Consider the following 17,388-nt stretch of genomic DNA (forward strand, 5'->3'; position numbering starts at 1 on the left):
AAAATTGCCGTTTTTTGCAACCAAACATAATTAGCCATGAACAAGAAAGTATTATTAATGATATTAGATGGCTGGGGACTTGGAACCAACCCAGAAGTCTCAGCTATAGAAGCTGCCAACACTCCTTTTGTCGACAGCTGCTTCGAAAAATTTTCTCATAGTAAATTAGAAGCTTCAGGTCTTGCAGTAGGTCTTCCTGAGGGGCAAATGGGTAACTCTGAAGTAGGCCATATGAATATTGGTGCAGGTAGAATTGTTTATCAAGATCTTGTTAAGATAAACAAAGCATTTGAAGAACATACTATCGATGATAACGAAGTGCTAAATGAAGCATTTACGTACGCTAAAGATAATAATAAAGATATTCACTTTATAGGCTTGGTGTCTGATGGTGGTGTACACTCTCATGTGAAGCACTTGAAAGGTTTATGTTCTATAGCGGCTGATAAAGGTCTTGAAAATGTATTTATCCATGCTTTTACAGATGGACGTGATACTGACCCTAAAGGCGGGCAGCATTACTTGAAAGATGTAATCGATCATGCTGATAAAACTACAGGTAAGATCGCTTCAGTAGTAGGTAGGTATTATGCTATGGATCGCGATAACAGGTGGGAAAGAGTGAAGTTGGCTTATGATGCTATGGTTAAAGGTGTAGGTAAAGAAACTACTGACATTTTAGGGGCAGTAAAAGAGTCTTACGCTGATGATGTTACGGATGAATTTATCAAACCGATTGTAAATGTGGTAGATGGTAAGCCTGTTGCTACTATCAAGGAAGGTGATGTTGTAATTTGTTTCAATTTTAGAACGGATCGAGGTCGTCAGATAACTCAAGCGCTTACGCAAAAAGATTTTGCTGAGCAAGATATGAAGAAGCTAGACCTTCATTATATCACTATGACTACTTATGACGATACTTTCAAAGGAGTAAAGGTGGTTTTTGAAAAAGATAACCTTAAGAATACGCTTGGTGAAGTATTAGAAAGAGCAGGTAAAAAGCAAATTAGAATTGCTGAAACGGAGAAATATCCTCACGTTACATTCTTCTTCTCTGGCGGTAGAGAGTCTGAATTTGAAGGAGAGAAAAGGTTGCTTTGTCCATCTCCTAAAGTAGCTACTTATGATCTTCAACCAGAAATGAGCGCTAATGATATCAAAGGTAAAATCATTCCTGAGTTAGAAGATAAATGGCCCGATTTTGTGTGCTTAAACTTTGCTAATCCTGACATGGTAGGTCATACAGGTGTTTTTGAAGCAGCAGTGAAAGCCTGTGAAACGGTAGATGGATGTGCTAAAGAGGTGACGGAAACGGCTCTTAAAAATGGTTATGATGTAATTATTATTGCTGACCACGGTAACTCTGATATTATGGTTAACCCTGATGGAAGTCCTAATACTGCACATACTACCAATTTGGTGCCTTGCATATTAGCAAGTAATGATTTTGACGGTACTATTAAGGATGGAAAGCTAGGTGATTTAGCTCCTACTATTTTGACCTTAATGGGTGTTGATATTCCTGAGGAAATGACAGGTAACATTCTTGTTTAAATAGATGAGATATACATTTTTATCTTTAATGATAGGCTGTTTGCTGGCTTCATGTAATGTGAAGCCAGATAAGCAAACGGCTTATTATTATAATTTAGATAGTTTGCTGAAAGCTCAGCAGGTGATGCTCGTAAACAGAAATGCTCAAATACAAAAAAAGGCAGTTTTAGACGGAGATAGTGCTACTACCTTAGTGAAAGCCGATTCTGCTGCATGGAGCAATGAGTTTGAAATCTTTGGAGATTTGGATATTAACAAGCCTACATTGCAAGGGTTGTATTCCATAGAAAATGGCACAGATCATCAAAGCAATTTAAAGGTAAAAAACTTTAAAACAGATAGTGATGATGCTCAGGTGAAGGAAGTGAAGATATACTACCTAGATAAAATAGATAACCTTAGAAAGGTAGAGGCTTACTACCAAGAAAAAAATCCTGTTTATAATTCTTTCAAAAATGTGAAATTCATTTTTGATGATATAAAAGGAGAATCAGTGTTGACTAGCTATGAGGTTAATGGCGCCCAGAAGGTGGTGCTTAAAGACACCATTAGCCTCAATATAAAATCAAAAATTTTATTATAAGAAAACTTAGAGCTTTAGCAGTGCCTGTAAAAAGCTCATGTTTTCTTTTTTATCTTTTACTACTAATACAGGTATTTTACTTTCGTGCCTTACAATTTTGTCAGCTACACTACCTAGTAAAATCGAAGCCATGCCTGTTCTTCCTTTCGATCCTATAATAATGATATCTGCATTTTTTTGTTCTGCAGCTATCCATGCATTATCTGCTGGGTCATTATTATCATCTAAGCTTAAGTCTATATCTACTTGGCTAGGTTTTAAAGAAGAGTCGTGTAAGAAGTTAACTAAGTCCTCGTAAGCATTGCTTTTCATTATTTCAGCGAACTCTTCATATGATTTTCCGATGGTATGATAGCCAGAGGGAACCTCGAAAGAGTTTTGTACTATAATCTGCGCATTAGTATTTTCTTGCACTTTCAGGGCTTCTTCCAGTGCTAGTGCAGATGGTTTGCTAAAATCTACGGGGACTATAATTTTTTCAATAGTGTTTTTGGTAGTTTCTGGTACTATTAATACCGAGCAGTGAATAGTTTTAGCCACTTTGCCTGGTAAAGTTCCTTTGCCTTTAAGGTTTACTTTTCTACCAAGTACGAGTAAATCTATTTTTTTTAAATCAGCCCACCTCAATAATTTGTCTTCTGCATTTCCTTCTTGTACATCTACGCTATAGTCACAATCAGCAGTAAAATGCGTGTCTATATTCTCTTGTATCTGCTGTGCAATAGATTCAGCAGATGGTGCTTTCATGTCAGGGTACTGCTCCTGTAATTTCTTCGGAACCTCAAGAGACTTGGCTACGTGCAGGAAGTAAATAGATTCGGCTTTAAAAAGCTTGGCTATAAAAGATGTATATGATAATAAAACATTATCCATCTCGGTCAAGTCCAAACTCACTAATAGTCTTTTATATGAATACATAATTTTCTAAGTTAAAACACCTTAAAGTTAGCCTAAAAAAAGCAATTGATTAAGAGCTGATATGCGATTTTAAAGCTAAGATTAGTCTATAAAGTATTAAGTAAATAAATTTGCCAAAATTTATGTAATAAGGGACCCTTATTTAACAAAATTACCCATGGCAAAAAGAAGAGGCAGAGAAACTTATGAAGATAAGGAAAAGATTAAATTCACTAAATCTAACTTTCAAAAGTTAGTTGGTGTTTTTAAATATTCTCTATCGTACAAAAAAACATTTATTTTAGGCCTAGTCTGCCTGTTTTTTAGCAGTACTACACTTTTAGCATTTCCATACCTTACAGGTAAGTTGCTAGATGCCGCTTCGCATAAACCTTGGGTTATTAATATTACAGGTATAGCAGAAAACATTGTAATTACTTCTATAAATGAAGTAGCGCTACTGCTGATAGGGATTTTATTCTTTCAAAGTATATTTTCTTTTTTGCGAGTATACCTATTTGCTCAAGTTAGTGAGCGCTCTATGGCGGCCCTAAGGTTAGATGTTTTCAGTAAAATGATTATTCTACCTGTAAAGTTTTTTGACAGCAGAAGAGTGGGCGAACTTATCAGTAGAGTAACCAGCGACATTTCTATGTTGCAAGATACTTTCTCTGTTACCCTAGCAGAGCTTTTTCGTCAGGTAGCTACTTTAATTATAGGTACGGTTGTAATAGCGGTTATCGCACCTAAGCTCACTTTGTTTATGGTGGGTACATTCCCTATCTTGGTTATAGCGGCATTAATTTTTGGTAAATACATCCGTAACCTTAGTAAAAAAACACAAGATAAATTGGCCGAGGCCAATGTTATTGTAGAGGAAACCTTGCAGTCAGTGAATACGGTAAAGGCTTTTAGTAATGAAAGCTTCGAGATCAACCGATATGGCAATATACTTTCAGATACAGTAAAAATAGCACTTAGGTCTGCAACTTTCAGAGGAGGCTTCATCTCCTTCATCATCTTTGCATTGTTAGGTAGTATTGTTGGTGTTTTATGGTACGGAGCTACATTGGTAAGCACTGGCGAAATGACATTAGGTGAATTAGCTTCTTTTGTATTGTTTACGGCATTCATCGGAGGCTCTATAGCTGGCTTAGGAGATTTATATGGTCAAATTCAGCGTGCCATGGGGGCTTCAGAGAGGGTTTTAGAAATCATTAATGAGGCGTCTGAAGTGAGAGATGGTATTAAAGACACCGAAAGGATAAAAGGAGACATAGAATATAAGGATGTGGTATTTGCTTACCCTACTCGTCCTGAAGTCACTGTTTTAAATAATCTTGCTTTACATATTAGTGCAGGGCAAAAAGTAGCCTTGGTAGGGCCAAGTGGCGCAGGAAAATCTACTATTATACAACTTTTGATGAGGTTTTATGAAAATAGTGGGGGTAACGTTTTAGTTGATGGGAAAGCAATCTCTAAGTATGACCTAAGTTATTATAGAGGTAATATAGGCATTGTACCGCAAGAAGTTATTCTTTTTGGAGGTAGTATAAGAGAAAATATTGCTTATGCCAAGCCGGGAGCTACAGAGGAGGAGATCAGGATGGCCGCCAAAAAAGCCAATGCATTAGATTTTATAGAGCAGTTTCCTGAACAGTTCGATACCCTTGTAGGTGAGCGTGGTATAAAACTTTCCGGAGGACAAAGACAGAGAATCGCCATTGCACGAGCAATATTAAAAGACCCTGCAATATTAATATTAGATGAAGCTACAAGCTCATTGGATGCAGAGTCCGAGGTGTTGGTGCAAGAGGCTTTGGATAAATTAATGGTAGGGCGCACCACCATAATTATTGCCCATAGGTTGGCCACTATCAGAAAAGCTGACACTATATATGTGGTTAAAGATGGTAAAATAGTGGAATCAGGCTCTCATGAGGAACTTTCTGCTTATGATAATGGTATTTATAGTCACTTGCTTAACTTGCAATTCCAATTGAATTAGAGGTCTATGGAAACTAAAAATGTGCTGCATGATTTTAAGCTAAAATACACCCCTTGTCGCTCAGAGGTGTTACAACTTTTAGTAGATAATGAACATGCTTTGTCTCACTCAGATATTGAAGCACAGGTTGATTCATCACATGACAGGGTAACGGTTTATCGTACACTTAAAACTTTTTTGAGTAAAGGATTAATACATAAAGTACTAGATGATGAAGGCGTAACAAAGTACGCCCTTTGTCATGCTTGTACGCAAGATCATCACCATCATGAGCATGTACACTTTAAGTGTGAACAATGTGGGCAAACGCAATGTCTTGATAATATTAAAATTCCTGAAGTAACATTACCTAATGGTTTTGTTTCTAAAGAAAAGAATTTATTAATTCAGGGACTTTGCGAAGAGTGCAACGCTTAATTGAGTGAGAGGACTTTAAATAATTATACTTAGGGGCTACCTTATTCGTTCAAATTATTTTTGTACTTTTGGTTAAAGTCATATTTTTTAATCAAAATATATTTTTGCTGAAGAACACACATTTAATGCTAGCCTTTTCCATCTTTGATAATCCATATGAGTCTTTACTCTTTGCGATATTTGGAGCGATAATCATTATTTTCCTGGTAGTTGACTTAGGTATATATAATAAAATACCGCACAAAATATCTGTGAAATCGGCTCTTTACCAGTCCATATTTTGGGTGGTGGTCTCTGTGTGCTTTGGCTTGTTGATTTATCTTAAGGATGGCGGTATCGAGCCTTCCCTACAATTTTTCTCGGCATACGTTACAGAATACGCATTATCTGTCGATAATATTTTCGTAATCCTTCTTATTTTAAGATACTTTAATGTAAAAGAAGATTATTACCACAACATATTATTTTGGGGTATACTAGGAGCTTTATTATTCAGAGGGATATTTATTTTCTTAGGAGCGTTTCTCATTGGCCAATTTTATTGGATTCTTTATATCTTCGGAGCTTTTCTGGTGTATTCTGGTATTAAGCTATTCTTTGAAAGTGATGAAGATGAAATAGACCCAGGTAGTAATCCGGTGCTTAAGTTTGCTAGAAAACACCTGAGAATAGCCTCTAGTGATTTTGGGGGTAAATTTATGGTTATACGCGAAGGGGTATGGCTATTTACTCCATTATTCTTAGTCATAATTTTAATTGAAACTACAGACCTTATTTTTGCTGTAGACTCTATTCCTGCTGCATTTGCTATTACCCAAAACGAATTTATAATTTATACTAGTAACATATTTGCTGTTCTAGGGCTCAGGGCTAAGTTCTTTTTATTGGCAGGCATCATTAGTAGGTTTTATCTTATTCAAAAGGGGCTTTCTTTTATTCTTGTTTTAATAGGAGTGAAGATGTTATTGGAGATAGCAGATATTCATATTCCTATTTTTGTGTCGTTTGCTATTATTTTAATTACGCTTACCGCTTCTATTGTAATGTCGGTAATATGGCCAAAGGCAGAGAGCGAGAATTAATGTCGATCACCTCAATTCGATTGGATAAAAGCACCAATATCAATATCTTGGCGTCATAATGTTAAAAGTACAAATGCATCGAAGCCTCAATAGGCTTATTTATGCTACTCTTTTATTCTTCTTAAGTTTACTGGTGGGTACTGCTGGATACGTGCTTATAGAGCAATACAAGCCGGTAGATGCGCTTTATATGTCTGTAATTACATTTGCTACTGTAGGGTTTACTGAAGTTAACCCGTTATCAACAGAGGGTAAAATTTTCACTACAGGCTATATAGTATTTAACCTAGGGATTTTTGCTTATACTGTTTCGGTACTCTCTGCTTTTTTGTTTGAAGGTGAATTAGGAAAGGTTTTTAAAAATTATATTTCCAATAGAGAAGTGAAAAAATTAAATGATCATGTAATAGTTTGTGGTTTTGGAAAAAATGGGGCCATGGCTTGTGAGGAGCTTCATAGGAGTAAGAAAGATTTTGTCATAATTGAAAAAGACCCTGAGGTGATAGAGTTGGTTCCAGAGGAGAAAAAGTTTGCTTTCATTAGTGGCAATGCTACACTTGATGAGGTGTTGTTAGACGCAGGTCTGGAGCGGGCTTCTACAGTAATAACTGCTCTACCTAGCGATGCAGATAATGTGTTCATAACGCTTACTGCAAAAGAGATTAACCCCCGAATAAATGTGATCGCCAAGGCTTCAGAAACTAATTCTGAAAAGAAACTTTATCGTGCAGGGGCTTCGCATGTGGTTATGCCAGATAGGCTTGGAGGTATGCATATGGCTAATTTGATTACCAAGCCTTATGTGATAGAGTTTTTGGAACTATTAAATGGTGTGGGTGATGTAAGCCTTGAGTTGGAAGAGGTGAGTTATGACGGTTTGAAAGATCAATTTCACAACCGATCTATCCGCGAGCTTGACATTAGAAATAAAAGTGGTGTAACTATTATTGCGTTTAAGGGAGGGGCTGAAGGTTTTACTTTTAACCCACATAGCGATAGAAGAATAGAAAAAGGGGATGTGCTAATTGTGCTGGGGAGCAATGAAAATATGCAGGCATTTAGGCGGCATTTTATGCTTAATAATAAATAAAGAAAGGCTTTGTAATCAATTACAAAGCCTTTCTTTATTTATTTGGTTTCAGTCAACCTTAAGTAAGGCTTCACTGTTTCGTAACCTGGAAACTTCTCATTGGCCTCTTCGTCAGATACCGATGGAGAAATTACAGCTCTTTCACCATGCTTCCAATTGGCAGGTGTCGCTAATTTTTGATTTTCAGTTAGCTGAAGGCTGTCAATTACTCTTAATAACTCATCGAAGTTTCTTCCTGTGCTGGCAGGGTAAGTTAATAAGAGTTTGATTTTCTTGTCTGGTCCTATAATGTAGACAGACCTTACCGTTGCTTTATCCGTAGCATTTGGGTGGATCATGCCATAAAGATTAGCTATTTCTTTATTTGGGTCTGCTATGATAGGGAAATTAACTTCACATTGCTGCGTTTCGTTAATATCTTTTACCCACTCGTGGTGCGAGTCAATATCATCTACGCTTATAGCAATCATGGCCACGTTGCGTTGGTCAAATTCTGGTTTATATTTAGCTGCAGTACCTAGCTCAGTAGTACATACAGGTGTGAAGTCAGCAGGGTGAGAAAATAATATTCCCCAAGATTTACCTAGCCATTCGTGAAAAGTAAGTTTGCCATCTGTAGTTACCGCAGTAAAGTCAGGTGCTATATCTCCTAATTTTAAATCAGCCATTGTCTGTTTGATTAGTTGTTTATAAATATTTAATGCCTTTATTTTTTATAAAGGCACGTCTTTCTTTAAACGAAAAACATCGATGAAGGTTGATGCTTTTCAGTGCTAATCAAATTACTAAATAAAAAAGGTCTTTTCGTAAAGAAAAGACCTTTTAAATGGGGAATTTAACTAATTAATTTATCGAAATGGGTAAAGTAATGTTTACGTCTGATTCACCATCTTCTGAAGTAGTGGTGGCAGATTTTAAATTAGGCTGATGCTTTAATACTAGGTTGAAAGTTCCTTTAGCAGATGCTTCAGCAGTAGTCCATGAAGTAATTAAACCTACAGGTAGCTCATTTACATCTTTATCTAAATAGTTTAGAGGATTCTCTCTGTTGCCATCACCAAGGTTTCCGTTGCCTGTAGGGTTTGTAAATAAATTAGAAGTCCAGCCGAAGAAAAACATATGAGCATCACTTTCTTCGTTAATCTCTTCAGTAATATCTTCTTCATCTTCAGTAACGGTATTTAAAAGCTGTAGGCTCAATACGTAATTTGTTGAAGCTGATAATTTAATGGTATCTATTGTAGGTGCTTGTGTGCCGTCTCCATCTGCATCATAATATTTGGCTGTTACCACATCAGAGTTGTCAGAGGGAGTAAACGTAAGTATAATTTCGTTAATTACTTCTTCTTCATTTTCTGCTTCTGGTACATCGTCATCGCTACAGCTTGCAAAAATGAAAGGAGCAACTAGTGCCAATAGAAAATAGTGTTTGAAAGACTTATAATTCATATCATTATCAATTTTGTTAATGCAAATATACTTAAGTGCAACAATGTTGCAAGTGATATTTTAATTAATCTTAAAATTTGTATTTAGCTGATATTTTAAAGTTTATACCAGGCTCGTTGCTGAAATAGCGTAAACTATTACTATAATCTCTATATGAATTGTTTAAAGCATTTCTCACCTGCAGGCCTATTAAAAACTTCTTTATGGTAGCTGTGGCATTTATGTTCAGCAAAAAGTAGCCATCAGGAGCCTCCATAAAATCGAAGTTAGAGTCATCATTTATTAAGATTGGCGTATCATTATCATAAGATGCACGAAGTTCCGTTGGGCTGATGGCTCTAGGAGCATTGTATTGTTTAAAATGATAGATGCCTTCTATGTTAGCTTCAAAGTTTTGTAAGCCTAAAATGGGATGATTATAGCTTAATTTATAGCTAGCTTGGTTGGCCGGTATTCCTACGAAATAATCATTATTATCAACATCTTCTGCGTGCAAATAAGACCCTTTGATTTGCGATTTAAAGCTTTGACTGTGCGTTTTGATGTAACTGATGTCTAAGCCTGTGAAAATGGCATCGGTTTGGTCATATATAAAAAAAGGAAAAGCTCCCCTTTGACTTAATGTAAGACCACCGGGTTTAGAGTAGATGTAGTTCGTTAAGTAATTAACAAAGGCTGTCACCTCTAAAGAATTGCTATTAAGGGTGCTGTTGAAAGTAGTAGTCCAGTTATAAGACTTTTCATTTTCTATAGACTTAGTGTCTTGATTAAAAACTGCTCCAGATCCTGTTGTTGGGCTTCCGTTATCGTCTATGTAATATCTCCAATAACCATATTTAATTGTGAATTCATGTTTTCCGTAGCTGTAAAGTTCTGCTACATTTGGAGGTCTCCATGCAGTACCTATACTAGTCTGTATATGGCTGTGTTTGCTTAAATTACGATTGATACCCAGCATAGCCGTGGTGCTATTGTACGTTAGGTCTTGCATGTATATTTTGTTAGAAGCATTTCGTCCTCTAGCAGAGGTGCTTTGATAATCTTGGCGAGCTCCGAATTCTATATTGTATTTGCCAAAGCTTTTACTTTCTACAAAAAATAGACCTATCCGGGAGTTGTTGTAGTTAGGTACAAACTGCACAGTGTTGGTGCCTGGTATATTGTTGTTATCTTGGTAGAGCCACTGAGCTCCTATTTTTCCTTCCCATCCTTTTACAGTAGGGTGCAGCCAGTCTATATCTAAAGTTTGGGTGGTTAATTCTAAGTCTATAGAAGGAAGTTGGTTGTTGGCAGATTTTCTAACATCAAATTCACGTCTTTTATTTTTTTGAAAACCATACTTAATATTTAATTGACTATGCTGAAAGTTGTATGTGCTGGCAATACTTACCATATCATGACTTACTTTTTGCTGAGGATTGTTGATATCATAGCTAAAGTCACTAGTATAGGCAGGTGTTTCTGCTGACATGGCCTGATCTAAATCTTCTAAGTTGCCAGTTACAGAACCTCTTAGCACTCCTAAGTTTTGCTCTACATGGCTTACGTGCAGTTCTAAATCCAATTTGTTTTTGTGGTATCTGGCTCCTCCCAAAAAACTGGTCTCTCGTGCTCCGGTATTTGTAAGTTGATAATCCGGGGCCTTTAGGTCTCCTTGATACAGGTTGGAGCCCTGTACCATCCATGCCCAGTTTTTGTAACCTTTTTGTAATAACAAGTTTGTATTAATGGCCTGCCCATTACTTGCAAAGCCAGCTTCAGCTTCACCGTGCAGGTGATTTGTTAATAGCTCCATTTTTGGCGGATTAAGAATAATGACTCCACCCATGGCATCTGGCCCATATTTTATAGCCGAAGCACCTTTTACCAGTGTTATATTGTCAATGTTAGATGCATCAATTTCAGGGGCATGATCATCTCCCCAATTTTGACTTTCATGCCTTAGCCCGTTATTAATGATCAAAATCCTGTTGCCATATAGACCATGAATAACCGGCTTTACAATGTTTGATCCTGTTTTTACAGTGCTAACACCTGTTATATTGGTGAGCATGTCTCCTAAGTTGTCAGATTTATATAATTCAAGGTCTTTAGCTTCAAGTGTGTTGGCACTGACCGATGATAAGTCAGTGTCGCCCTTTTCGCTCTCTACTACAATACTTTCTAAAATGAGGTCATCCGGAGCCAGTTGAACTACTAAGCTTTCGTGATGAGAGTCGTGATGGTGCGTAAGTGTTTTGTATCCAATATGAGATATAGTAATGTCTGCTTCAGGGTCGCACACCTTTTCGATTTTGAAAAGTCCAGTTTCGTCAGTCATTGCTCCCTTTTGTGTGTCGTTAATTTGAACTGATGCGTAAGCAATAGGTTCATTTGTTTTGGCGTCCACTACATGTCCTTGAATAAAACAAGAGCAGGTTGATTTACAGTTTTTGTTTTGGCCAATAGCCTCAATAGCTACACTAAATAATATTAGGCTGACAAAGACGTATTTTTTCATTTCCCTAATTTAAAATTATGTTGCAACAAAGTTGCAAGTGACTGATCTAAAAAAAGTTTATTTCACCAATTTTTTTTAAATTATTTAACATCAGGCGCTCTAAACATTTTAGTATTGCACAATAGATATGTAAATCATAAGATTTTAGTTATATGAAAATGAAGAAATGTATGGTAGCGGCCTCGCTAGGCTTACTTATTTTCGGCTGTTCGTCCAATCAAACAGCACATAAGAGTTCAGTGTCTCCAGAGAAAGAATTGAGTAATCAATTAACTGCTGGGGTACTTTGGTATCAAAGGTCTGCCGAAATGGTGGCAAGCTATAATCAGGCGTATAGATATGGACAGCTGCTTTTGGCTAGTAAACTGGATACAATGACAGTGAAACTTCCGCCAGCCGTGGTGTTAGATATAGATGAGACGGTTCTCGACAACAGCCCATATGAGGCTCGCTTAATTAAAGAAGGCACTGTTTATAGTTCAGATTCATGGAAGGCCTGGACTGATGAGGCTAAGGCCGATGCATTGCCAGGCGCATTAGCTTTTATAGAATATGCTAAAGAGAAAGGAGTAGAAGTTTTTTATATTTCTAATCGCAAGGAGCATGAGTTGGATGCTACCATTCAGAATCTTCAGTTTTTGAATTTCCCCAATGCTGATCAAAATCACGTGATATTAAAGACTAATACAAGCGATAAAACTGAAAGAAGAAGCCGTGTGGCCAAAGATTATGATATTATATTGTTTGTGGGTGATAACCTGACGGATTACGCTCAATTATATGCAGATAGAGATGAAACCGGAGGCAAAGAGCTTGTTGCAAAGCATAAGCAGGAACTGTTAAATAACTTTGTAATGTTGCCTAACCCCATGTATGGTGAATGGGAATCTGCTATTTATGATAATGATTACAGTATTTCTGGAGAGGAAAAACTTAAAAAAAGGAGAGAAGCTCTTAATAGCAAGTAATTATTGGTCTACCATGTCAGAAAATTTAAATTTCTGAATCATGTAGTGTAAAAAGTTGAATGAAAGTACTGAGTTAGGATCTTCGGAGTTATTATCTGTTGGCTCATTATAATTTGAGTCAGCAGGTTTTTTGTCTTGGTAGGGAGTATTTGTTTTGTGATAAGCAGGTACAGTTTTTTGATTTTCTGTGGCACTGCCTTTATTCTCCTTATTTTCTTTTTTACTTTTATCTCCGTTTTCTCCAGTACTATTTTTAACAGTTTTGGTAGTAATGGAGTGGTCTGATCTGGAACGGTACGTTGAGCCTGAGGAATAGTGGTCCTCCATGCCAGCGGTATTCATCTCGCTGGGTGCTCTTTCAGAGGTATTGTCATCGAGCATAAAACCACCCTCTTGTGCATTGGCATGGTGAGTATACCCTATACCCATAATAAAAACTATTAGCAAAGATTTGCGCATGCTTAGTTTCATAGGTTCCTTCAAAGTGGACTAATATACATAAAGTTTTTTAAAATCCGATAGATTTTGGACTGGAAGGCAAATTTTAATTTGACATATTTGTGAAAAGCGAAATATTATGGAATTGATATCATGGAATGACTTTGAGAAAGTGCAAATTAGAATAGGCACTATTACGCAGGCCGAACCCTTCCCCGAAGCCAGAAGACCTGCTTATAAATTGTGGGTTGATCTTGGCGATGAATTGGGAATTAAAAAGTCTAGTGCACAGATTACACAACACTATACACCCGAAACGTTGGTAGGCAAGCAAGTGCTTTGTGTTGTTAATTTTCCTGAAAAACAAATAGGGCCAATTAAATCACAGGTATTGGTGACAGGCTTTGCAGATGAAGATGGAAATATAGTATTGGCTACCCCTGATAATAAAGTGCCTAATGGTAGTCGTTTAATATAGGTCAGATGCCGGATGATTTTCAAATACGTAATTTAAGACCTGCTGAGTTAACGCAGATGTACTTGGCTTTTTTAGATGCTTTCTCGGACTACTCAGTGCCTTTCCGCTTGTCAAAAGAGCAGTTTGTGAGAAAGTTTGTAGAAAAACTTAAAATAGATTTTTCTCTTTCTGTAGGCGCCTTTGATTATGATGCTATGGCCGGCTTTGTATTTACTTCGGTGAATTATTATAACGGTCAATTAACTGCATATAATGGAGGTACGGGGGTAAGGCCTTATTATAGGGGTAAAAAGATAACCCGTAAAATGTTTGAATTTTTGGTTCCATTGTTTGAGGAACGAAAGATCAAACAATGTGTATTGGAAGTATTGGTAGAGAATGAAAGGGCTATAAAAACGTATGAGCAAATCGGATTTGTAAAGGAAAAAAACTACCAATGTTATATTCTCGATCGGCTAAGGAACGTAGACCGATCTATTCCATTTCCTTTTGAAGTTTTTACTGTAAATACACCCAATTGGGATAAATACAATGAGTTTTGTGATGAGTCTACTTCATTTTTAGACTCTCCACAAATGATTAATGAAAACTTAGTTAATGAAAGCATTGTAGAGGTTCATGTAGATCATGTCTGTATTGGTTATGCTATATTTCAGCCTCACATTGGGAGAATAAGCCAAATTGCTGTGCATCCAGATTTTAGGCGGTATGGAATAGGGACTACTATTATAAATCATATTTATGAGCAGAGTCAATATAAAAAACTCTCCATCATTAATATCAATGATACCTACTTACATGCGCTCAACTTTTTTGAGCGATTGGGCTTTCATAATGAGTTAAATCAATACGAAATGATTTTAACTTTATAGCGAGTTATAAAACAATATATATGCTGCAGTTTACCGAGCTCTCATTTATAGATGGTGCTGAAATTATTTCTAGCAACTATAATGGTGATATAAAGTATTTACTTACTGATAGTAGAAGGGCTTTTTTTGCAAAAGGCGTGATTTTTTTTGCCATAAATGGGGCAAATCATGATGGACATAAATTTGTAGCCGATTTATACCAAAAGGGTGTGAGGCAGTTTGTGGTTGAAGAAATACCGCAATCAATTTCTTTGGCCGAATGTAATATTATTAAAGTTCCGAACGCACTTCATGCACTGCAGCAAATAGTAGCCTACCATAGAAGCCAGTTTCATATTCCTATAATTGGTATAACGGGCAGCAACGGCAAAACCATAATAAAAGAATGGCTTTACCAAATGTTAATGCCTTGGCAAAAAGTAGTGAAAAATCCTCATAGTTATAACTCACAGCTGGGTGTTCCTTTAAGTGTTTGGCAGATTAATGCTCTTCATGAAGTAGGTATTTTTGAAGCTGGTATATCACAGGTTGGCGAAATGCAAAGAATAGAGGAAGTAATAAAGCCAACAATAGGTATATTTTCGAATATTGGCTCAGCACATGATCAGGGCTTTGCATCTCAGGAAGAAAAATTCAACGAAAAGATGATGCTTTTCAAGAATTCCAAAGTTGTGATTTGTTGTGCTGACCATGGGTTAAAACACGAAATACTTATTGAGAAAGGGTTTAGTTGGGGTGAAGAGGAATGGAGTAATATCCAAATTGCCTCAAAGAGCATCACTGCCGATGGAGGTAAAACACAAGTGATGTTAAATTTTTTAGGTCAAGAACTCACCTTCATAATTCCGTTTGTTGATAAAGCCTCATTTGAAAATTGTATGCATTGCATTGCCTACATGCTTTATGCCGGTTATGAATGGAGTCAAGTGCAGCAAGGGCTCGAAAGACTTAATAATGTGCAGATGAGGTTGGAAATGAAAGTAGCACTAAACAATAGTCACCTCATTGATGATACTTATAATAATGATATTGCGGGTTTGCAGATTGCCTTAGAGTTCTTGTCTCACCAAAAGCAACATCATAAAAAAACAGTAATATTATCGGATATACAGCAGTCAGGCCTAGATGGAGTTACGCTGTATACTGAGCTCAACGAGTTATTAATGGCAGCCGGAGTGTCAAAACTAATAGGTATAGGGCCTCAAATGACACAGCACAGTGATGTCTTCGACATGTCGGGCCAATTTTACGAAGAGACCGAAAGCTTTCTTTCTTTACCGTTAAATGAAATTTTCGAAGATGAAATTATTCTGGTAAAAGGAGCTAGAAGTTTTCAGTTTGAAAAAATTGTACATGCTTTAGAAGAGCGTATTCATGGTACTCAATTGGAGATAAATCTTGATGCTCTTACTAATAATTTAAATTTTTACCGGTCAAAAGTTAATGCCGATACCAAATTGATGGTAATGGTAAAGGCCTTTGCTTACGGCAGTGGCAGCCTTGAAATTGCCAATCTTTTGCAATTTCATAGAGTAGATTATTTGGGGGTTGCCTATGCCGATGAAGGCATGTACCTGAGGCGTAATGGAGTTTATTTGCCTATCATGGTTATGAACTGTAGCGAAGATAGCTTTGACACAGTATTGAAGTATGAACTAGAGCCTGAAATATACAATTTAAATATTCTTCGTAGCCTTATCAGGTTTTTGAAAGGTAGACCTATAGGTGTGCACCTCAAGATTGACACCGGGATGCATCGGCTTGGTTTTGAGGATGATGATATTAAAGAATTATTATCCCTTTTGTCTGCCAATAGTAATATTGAGGTGAAGTCCATATTTAGTCATTTGGCTGGTGCCGATTCAAGCGATCATAATACTTTTTCGCAAAGTCAAGTAGAGCACTTGAAAAACGCGAGTGCACAGATAGAAAGTCATTTAAATATTAATGCTTTAAAGCATATCCTTAACAGTTCTGGTATTATTCGTTTTCCTGAATATCAGCTGAATATGGTGCGGTTAGGAATAGGGTTATATGGTGTAGAAGGCAATAACTTGGAGCAAGACGCATTAAGACCAGTAAGTAAATTGAAGACTATTATCTCTCAAATAAAAACAGTTAAAGCCAATGAAACCATTGGCTATGGTCGGAGAGGAAAGGTAAATGTGGATTCAAGAATAGCCACTATTGCTATAGGTTATGCTGATGGTTTTAACCGAGGCTTTAGCAATGGAGTTGGAGAGGTTTGGGTAAATGGTAATAGCGCAAAAGTTATAGGCAACGTATGTATGGATATGACCATGATTGACGTTACGGGCCTGTCAGTTAAAGAAGGAGATGAGGTGGAGATTTTTGGAGATAATATTTCTATTTCAGCTATAGCTGCAAAAATTAATACTATCCCCTATGAAATTCTCACTAGTGTTAGTCAACGGGTAAAAAGGGTTTATTATGCAGAATAGGTTCCGGTGCCAAATAGCAATGAGATAATTACGAAAAGTAAAATTACTATAATTACACTGGCAAAATTGCTTCCTCCTTTTTCAGCTAATCTTTCTTGAATGGCATAGGTGCTTGATTCTTCAGATTTAACTTTTTCTACTGTTTTAATGGCTTGCTTAATGTAGAGCAAATTGCCTATTAAACAAATGCCTAAACTCAACACCAATAAGCTTACAGTGTCAATGTACATTTGGTAAGCTTGGAGTTCGCATGCTTCAACTAGCACAGAAAGCGTATAGTTAAATGCCAGTTGTATGGCCATGAAAATGAAGGCTTGTTTGTAAAGTTTTTTATAAACCAACCATAAAAACCCAAAAAGAAAAGCCCAAATGTTGGCCGTAATCTTTACTCCATTGGTGTATTTATTTAATATTTCAGTGTAGTATTCAGCATCTTTACCAAAGTAAATTTGATAATATTCTAAATCCTGATGTTTGTTGAATTCTTTATCTATAGGTGTATTCACTAAGGTATTGTAATAAAAGTTGATATAATTAATATTTTGTAAAGCTAAAATAAACAAAACTTATCTGCCACATAGGTAGTTGAT

General features: G+C 36.6%; 16 protein-coding genes. 10 read left to right on the forward strand and 6 right to left on the reverse strand.

Going from position 1 to position 17,388, the window contains the following annotated elements; genetic code table 11:
- Positions 1-36: 36 nt before the first annotated feature.
- Together gpmI and ACXACQ_RS05585 are read left to right on the forward strand one after the other, a co-directional pair.
- Positions 37-1,554 carry a 2,3-bisphosphoglycerate-independent phosphoglycerate mutase gene (gene gpmI, locus ACXACQ_RS05580; protein ID WP_474974947.1) on the forward strand — a complete coding sequence of 506 codons (1,518 nt, stop codon included), beginning with the start codon at positions 37-39 and terminating at the stop codon, positions 1,552-1,554.
- A gap of 4 nt (positions 1,555-1,558) precedes the next feature.
- On the forward strand, positions 1,559-2,137 hold the full coding sequence (locus tag ACXACQ_RS05585; protein WP_474974948.1) for a hypothetical protein: 579 nt from the start codon (positions 1,559-1,561) through the stop codon (positions 2,135-2,137).
- 6 nt (positions 2,138-2,143) lie between these two features.
- On the opposite strand, the gene ACXACQ_RS05590 is transcribed toward ACXACQ_RS05585, so the two are convergent.
- Positions 2,144-3,055 carry a universal stress protein gene (locus ACXACQ_RS05590; protein WP_474974949.1) on the reverse strand — a complete coding sequence of 304 codons (912 nt, stop codon included), beginning with the start codon at positions 3,053-3,055 and terminating at the stop codon, positions 2,144-2,146.
- 157 nt (positions 3,056-3,212) lie between these two features.
- On the opposite strand from ACXACQ_RS05590, the gene ACXACQ_RS05595 reads away from it, so the two are divergent.
- The 4 genes from ACXACQ_RS05595 (at position 3,213) to ACXACQ_RS05610 (ending at position 7,631) form a co-directional block, all read left to right on the forward strand.
- Complete coding sequence (locus tag ACXACQ_RS05595; RefSeq protein ID WP_474974950.1) at positions 3,213-5,042, forward strand: ABC transporter ATP-binding protein; 1,830 nt, start codon at positions 3,213-3,215, stop codon at positions 5,040-5,042.
- A gap of 6 nt (positions 5,043-5,048) precedes the next feature.
- Positions 5,049-5,459: a Fur family transcriptional regulator gene (locus tag ACXACQ_RS05600; RefSeq protein WP_474974951.1), complete on the forward strand. Its 411-nt coding sequence runs from the start codon at positions 5,049-5,051 to the stop codon at positions 5,457-5,459.
- Between the two features lie 104 nt (positions 5,460-5,563).
- The gene (locus ACXACQ_RS05605) at positions 5,564-6,541 is read left to right on the forward strand and encodes a TerC/Alx family metal homeostasis membrane protein (RefSeq protein WP_474974952.1); all 978 of its coding nucleotides are present in this window, start codon (positions 5,564-5,566) and stop codon (positions 6,539-6,541) included.
- 58 nt (positions 6,542-6,599) lie between these two features.
- Positions 6,600-7,631 (forward strand): potassium channel family protein, encoded by a 1,032-nt coding sequence (locus ACXACQ_RS05610; protein WP_474974953.1) that lies wholly within the window; start codon positions 6,600-6,602, stop codon positions 7,629-7,631.
- A 38-nt stretch (positions 7,632-7,669) separates the two neighbouring features.
- Here the strand turns inward: ACXACQ_RS05610 and ACXACQ_RS05615 are convergent, their stop codons facing one another.
- The 3 genes from ACXACQ_RS05615 to ACXACQ_RS05625 all read right to left on the reverse strand — a co-directional run bounded on the left by ACXACQ_RS05615 (position 7,670) and on the right by ACXACQ_RS05625 (position 11,580).
- Positions 7,670-8,299 (reverse strand): peroxiredoxin, encoded by a 630-nt coding sequence (locus tag ACXACQ_RS05615; RefSeq protein WP_474974954.1) that lies wholly within the window; start codon positions 8,297-8,299, stop codon positions 7,670-7,672.
- 175 nt (positions 8,300-8,474) lie between these two features.
- A complete protein-coding gene (locus ACXACQ_RS05620) occupies positions 8,475-9,080 on the reverse strand; it encodes a hypothetical protein (RefSeq protein ID WP_474974955.1) in 606 nt (201 codons plus the stop codon).
- A gap of 70 nt (positions 9,081-9,150) precedes the next feature.
- Positions 9,151-11,580, reverse strand: a complete 2,430-nt coding sequence (locus ACXACQ_RS05625; protein ID WP_474974956.1) for a TonB-dependent receptor — start codon at positions 11,578-11,580, stop codon at positions 9,151-9,153.
- Positions 11,581-11,732: 152 nt separating this feature from the next.
- Between ACXACQ_RS05625 and ACXACQ_RS05630 the strand changes: the two genes are divergently transcribed.
- Positions 11,733-12,548: a 5'-nucleotidase, lipoprotein e(P4) family gene (locus tag ACXACQ_RS05630; protein ID WP_474974957.1), complete on the forward strand. Its 816-nt coding sequence runs from the start codon at positions 11,733-11,735 to the stop codon at positions 12,546-12,548.
- On the opposite strand, the gene ACXACQ_RS05635 is transcribed toward ACXACQ_RS05630, so the two are convergent.
- On the reverse strand, positions 12,549-13,007 hold the full coding sequence (locus tag ACXACQ_RS05635) for a hypothetical protein (RefSeq protein ID WP_474974958.1): 459 nt from the start codon (positions 13,005-13,007) through the stop codon (positions 12,549-12,551).
- Positions 13,008-13,125: 118 nt separating this feature from the next.
- Here ACXACQ_RS05635 and ACXACQ_RS05640 point away from each other — a divergent pair, with 118 nt between their 5' ends.
- Genes ACXACQ_RS05640 through ACXACQ_RS05650 form a run of 3 tightly spaced genes read left to right on the forward strand, consistent with a single transcriptional unit; the run spans position 13,126 to position 16,798 of the window.
- Complete coding sequence (locus ACXACQ_RS05640) at positions 13,126-13,464, forward strand: tRNA-binding protein (protein ID WP_474974959.1); 339 nt, start codon at positions 13,126-13,128, stop codon at positions 13,462-13,464.
- Positions 13,465-13,469: 5 nt separating this feature from the next.
- Positions 13,470-14,336: a GNAT family N-acetyltransferase gene (locus tag ACXACQ_RS05645; protein WP_474974960.1), complete on the forward strand. Its 867-nt coding sequence runs from the start codon at positions 13,470-13,472 to the stop codon at positions 14,334-14,336.
- 20 nt (positions 14,337-14,356) lie between these two features.
- Positions 14,357-16,798 (forward strand): bifunctional UDP-N-acetylmuramoyl-tripeptide:D-alanyl-D-alanine ligase/alanine racemase, encoded by a 2,442-nt coding sequence (locus tag ACXACQ_RS05650; RefSeq protein WP_474974961.1) that lies wholly within the window; start codon positions 14,357-14,359, stop codon positions 16,796-16,798.
- Here ACXACQ_RS05650 and ACXACQ_RS05655 read toward each other — a convergent pair.
- Entirely contained in the window at positions 16,786-17,304 is a 519-nt protein-coding gene (locus ACXACQ_RS05655) for a DUF2628 domain-containing protein (protein ID WP_474974962.1), read from the reverse strand. The genes ACXACQ_RS05650 and ACXACQ_RS05655 overlap by 13 nt on opposite strands.
- Positions 17,305-17,388 lie beyond the last annotated feature (84 nt).

This window comes from Fulvivirga sp. AWR4_260 (genome assembly GCF_056158185.1).